Source organism: Vreelandella aquamarina (assembly GCF_900110265.1).
Lineage (GTDB): Bacteria > Pseudomonadota > Gammaproteobacteria > Pseudomonadales > Halomonadaceae > Vreelandella > Vreelandella aquamarina.
Window position 1 is genome coordinate 1 of the sequence record NZ_FODB01000098.1, and the last position, 4,131, is coordinate 4,131.

Annotated in this window: 7 protein-coding genes; 5 read left to right on the forward strand and 2 right to left on the reverse strand. The window is 54.2% G+C overall.

The genetic code is table 11. The features are described from left to right. Positions 1-286 precede the first annotated feature (286 nt). The 5 genes from BMY49_RS16800 to BMY49_RS16815 all read left to right on the forward strand — a co-directional run bounded on the left by BMY49_RS16800 (position 287) and on the right by BMY49_RS16815 (position 3,420). Entirely contained in the window at positions 287-964 is a 678-nt protein-coding gene (locus tag BMY49_RS16800) for a haloacid dehalogenase type II (protein ID WP_089676112.1), read from the forward strand. Between the two features lie 63 nt (positions 965-1,027). Then, positions 1,028-1,375, forward strand: a complete 348-nt coding sequence (locus tag BMY49_RS16805) for a putative quinol monooxygenase (RefSeq protein WP_044630276.1) — start codon at positions 1,028-1,030, stop codon at positions 1,373-1,375. A gap of 53 nt (positions 1,376-1,428) precedes the next feature. Further along, a complete protein-coding gene (locus BMY49_RS16810; RefSeq protein ID WP_089676113.1) occupies positions 1,429-1,896 on the forward strand; it encodes an S-ribosylhomocysteine lyase in 468 nt (155 codons plus the stop codon). Between the two features lie 453 nt (positions 1,897-2,349). Beyond that, positions 2,350-2,523: a hypothetical protein gene (locus BMY49_RS17955; protein WP_244154997.1), complete on the forward strand. Its 174-nt coding sequence runs from the start codon at positions 2,350-2,352 to the stop codon at positions 2,521-2,523. Between the two features lie 27 nt (positions 2,524-2,550). Beyond that, positions 2,551-3,420, forward strand: coding sequence for a sensor domain-containing diguanylate cyclase (locus BMY49_RS16815; RefSeq protein WP_244154998.1), 870 nt, complete (start codon positions 2,551-2,553; stop codon positions 3,418-3,420). An 81-nt stretch (positions 3,421-3,501) separates the two neighbouring features. Here BMY49_RS16815 and BMY49_RS16820 read toward each other — a convergent pair whose 3' ends face one another. Together BMY49_RS16820 and BMY49_RS17340 are read right to left on the reverse strand one after the other, a co-directional pair. Beyond that, positions 3,502-3,906, reverse strand: coding sequence for a hypothetical protein (locus BMY49_RS16820; RefSeq protein ID WP_089676114.1), 405 nt, complete (start codon positions 3,904-3,906; stop codon positions 3,502-3,504). Between the two features lie 115 nt (positions 3,907-4,021). Continuing rightward, the coding region (locus BMY49_RS17340) for a transposase (RefSeq protein ID WP_143058163.1) at positions 4,022-4,131 on the reverse strand (110 nt) is incomplete at its 5' end.

Here is a 4,131-nt window from a genome sequence, read left to right on the forward strand (position 1 = left end):
CGTGCCTGGAAGTCAGCGGGAAATGGTCGAGGCCCTTGGTGGAACGCCGGAGCGTCGCACATGAATCAGGCCCTGCCACGGAAGTGGTTCGACCGTCTGGGTCTGATCTCGGTACTCGATACGGTAAGATGGCTTAGTCGTTCTTCATGAACCGCCGTGGTACGGAACCGTATGCCCGGTGGTGTGGGAGGGCGCCGGGGGTGACCCCGGCCCCTACCCGATTTTGATCGCGGCGTCTATGCTGAATACAGTGAATAGACAATGGATCGTTAAGGAGACGTACACAATGCAACCGGTACTGGCCTTTGACGTATACGGCACGCTCATTGATACCCAAGGGGTTACGATGGAACTGGAACGCCGCCTGAGCGATGCCAGCAAGGCAGGCGAGTTTGCCAAACGCTGGCGGGAAAAGCAGCTGGAGTACAGCTTCCGCCATGGCCTGATGGGGGCTTATGTGTCCTTTACCGAGTGCACGCGTGAAGCGCTGGTATTCACTGACCGAGCGCTACAAACCGGCCTTTCCGATAATGACCACGACCACTTAATGGCCGTTTATGCGGAGCTGCCTGCGTTCCCAGATGTGGTGCCTGCGCTGGACCAACTGCGCGATGCGGGCATCCGCTGCGTGGCCTTTTCCAATGGCACGGAAGAAGCTGTTAGCCAACTGCTGACTCGCGCAGGTGTAAGGAGTCATATGGATGCCGTGATCAGTGTCGATGAGGTTAAACGCTTCAAGCCTGACCCTGCCGTTTACGCCTACCTACGCACGCAGCTAGAAACGCGGCCAGAACATACTTGGCTGATCTCCAGCAACCCCTTTGATGTGATTGGCGCGGCCCACGCGGGCTTGCGTAGCGCCTGGGTACGCCGCCATTCGGATGCCCCCTTCGACCCTTGGGGCATCGAGCCGGATATGACCGTGCCAGACCTTGAAGCGCTTGCCGAGCGAATGGTGCGATAGGTTGGTGTCTACCGCTATCGGCCCCATAATGGTGGGCAGAACCCTCCTTACATGGAACACAATATGTCGAAAAAAATCTACTGCATCGCTAGCTTCAAACCCAAGGCCGGTAAAGAGGAAGCCGTATTTAAAGCGCTGCAGACGTTAGAACCCAATACGCACCGCGAAGATGCCTGCTTGCACTACACGGTGACTCGCCAGATCGATAACCCGTTTGCCCAAGGCACTAGCTACCCGATTGTGTTCCATGAAATTTGGGCCAGCCGCGAAGAGTTTGAAGCCCACTGCCAGCGTAAAGAGATTCAAGACTTCTTCGCCAAGCACGTTGAGTCGCCCGATGGCGACATTGAAGACGCCAATGTATGCGTTTACACCGATGAACCGTGGAATTTCGACGCTCCCAAGGTGTAACCGCCTTCAGCGTGTAGAATAGGCGAACGAAAGAGAGCGACGACGGAGCCACCATGACCGAAAAGAAGATGAACGTTGAAAGCTTTAACCTGGACCACACCAAGGTAAAAGCGCCCTACGTACGTTTGGCCGATATTAAAGAGGGCCAGAACGGCGACCGTATCCACAAATACGACCTGCGGATCTGCCAGCCCAACAAAGAGCACATGGAGATGCCCGCGCTGCACTCCCTGGAGCACTTGATGGCGGAAATGTCGCGCAACCATACCGATAAAGTTGTCGATATCAGCCCGATGGGCTGCCAGACCGGCTTCTATATCGCGTTGATCAACCACGATGATTACGACGATGTACTATCGATCATCGAGAAGACCCTCAACGACGTACTAACCGCCACCGAAGTACCCGCCTGCAACGAAATGCAGTGCGGCTGGGCCGCCAGCCACAGCCTGGAAGGCGCTCAAGAACTCGCCAAAGGCCTATTGGTCAAGCGCAGTGAGTGGACGGAAGTGTTTGCGTAAGCGTCTGTGATGAAACATAGTGAGCAAATGCAGTACGCCAAACGCCCCCGCCTTGGGGGCGTTTTGGTATGGGGCTTTTAAAACTACGCCAATCGTATGGCAGTACGGTGTATGCTTCCCATGCTATCTAGTGCGTGAATTTATAATTTTCTGAATTTTCTAATAATTAAAATGGTTATTAATACGGTAGAATCCAAAGTATAGCTAGCTTTAAGAGGGCGATTTGCAAATTTAACTTAATTAAAAATGCACAAGTCGAAAGGGATTCAAGCAGCCATTTGGCGATATATCTGGCAAATTTTTAGCAGGTTTGGAGTGGCGGTGTGTTTGTTTTGTATAAAAATTTTCGGATAAGGCAAGTAGTAGGATAAACAGCTAGGTGCGATTGAATAAGATACAGGATGACACGATGATGAGTATTTCTAAGGCGATGCAAGACATTGGTAAATGCTAATGAACGATAAGCAGAACTCTCTAGATCACGAAGCATCACGTCTAGCCGCACTGATGGATTACCACATCCTGGATACGCCCCAAGAGCCCGCGTTTGACGATATCGTTGAAGTAGCATCTATTATTTGCCAAGCGCCTGTCGCCGTTATTAATTTTATAGACAAGGATCGGTAATGGTTTAAGTCTGTTAAAGGGCTTTCTGTGCGTGAAACACCACTGGACATTTCTATTTGCTCCCACGCCATTTTACAACCAGGGCTGTTCGTAGTGCCTGATACCACACAGGATGAGCGCTTTGCGAGTAACCCGCTGGTAACGGGGGACCCCTTTTTACGCTTCTATGCAGGTGCATTGCTCAAAAGCCCTGATGGTTACCCACTAGGCACGCTATGTGTGCTTGACTACCATCCCCGAGATATCGACCAGCAACAACGCTTTGCGCTACAAGCGTTGGCCAACCAAGTGATGGCGCATATGGAATTGATGCGCTCGCACCGAGAGCAAAAACGCCTAATCGCTGAGCTTGAAAGCGCTCGGCACGAAATGGCCAACTTAGCTGCGACGGATGTCCTCACTGGGCTACTGAATCGCAGAGCGTTTGAACGAAGGCTTTGCAGTACGCTGGCTTCCATAAAGCGCGGCGCTCCGCCCGCCGCGATCGTGATGATCGATATCGACAACTTCAAGCAGATTAACGATACCTACGGGCACCCCGTGGGAGACAGCGTCATTAAACGCTTTGCAAAGCGCTGCCACTCCATTGTCCGGGAAGCGGATGTACTCGCCCGCTGGGGCGGTGAAGAGTTTATGTTATTAATGCCTCACACAACTGTGGATGAAGCGTATCAAGCGGCTAGCCGATTGCGTCAGTTATTGGCGAGCCAGGCAATGATAGCCGATACAACCGAACCGCTCTACGTGACCGCCAGCATGGGAATTTGCAGGCTTGATGAGGCGAGTGAACTGCAAGAGCGGCTACACGCAGTCGACCAATTAATGTACCAAGCCAAGGAACGGGGCCGGGACTGTATTGCGGTAGAAGGCACATTGTCTGACCCCAAATGTGCCTGACGTTATCGACTAAACAGGGCCCTAACCACGCAGGGCCCGATCCCTACCAATCGCTTTTGGTAACGTCTCAAGCGTCATCAATCACCTCACCAGCCGCCAGTGTTCGTCATCCTGCTGGGCTTGGCCGAGGGCGGCCAGCGCTGAGAGTACCTCGTTGACGCCTTTTAGCGGTTTGCGTTTGAACTGGGCGGCTAGGCTTTCCGCGCTGTGGGGGCTTTGGGCGAGCATGTCGCGCAGCAGTGTGACCTGGGTGGCGAGGTCTTTGGGCCAGGCGGCTTTTGTTTTGTCGGCAGCTGGGGCACTGGCCTCAGCCGTGGTGCTTTGCAGCTCGGTTTGGGTGGGGGCGGCTTCTTCCGGCGCTTGGTAATCCGGGCGTAGCCAGCGTACCTTGCCTTGCGCTTCTTCCGCGGCGCGCTGTTTGTTGAGCGCCACTAGCAGTCTGTCGGACTTGAGGTTAATGGATGAGCTGAGGCGTGGGTTCTTCACCCCCCCCTGTGTTGGTGTTGGTGTTGGTGCTGTTGTGTGGCTCTTAACCTGCCCCTCAGCTTCTGCAAGGCGGTTCTGACGCCTTGCCTGCTGGCCGGTTGGGCGCGGCGAGCCCTCAGCCCGCCGTCAACCGGTGCATCCGCTTGATATTCCACGCCATGGTGGCCAATCGCCACTCGCCGCTGACCTTATCCAGTCCGCGTAGCGAGAACTGCCGGAACCCCA

Excerpts from the sequence above, each read along its gene's own strand:
- BMY49_RS16800 (WP_089676112.1), top strand. The coding sequence starts at position 287 with ATGCAACCGGTACTGGCCTTTGACGTATACGGCACGCTCATTGATACC.
- BMY49_RS16805 (WP_044630276.1), top strand. The coding sequence starts at position 1,028 with ATGTCGAAAAAAATCTACTGCATCGCTAGCTTCAAACCCAAGGCCGGT.
- BMY49_RS16810 (WP_089676113.1), top strand. The coding sequence starts at position 1,429 with ATGACCGAAAAGAAGATGAACGTTGAAAGCTTTAACCTGGACCACACC.
- BMY49_RS17955 (WP_244154997.1), top strand. The coding sequence starts at position 2,350 with ATGAACGATAAGCAGAACTCTCTAGATCACGAAGCATCACGTCTAGCC.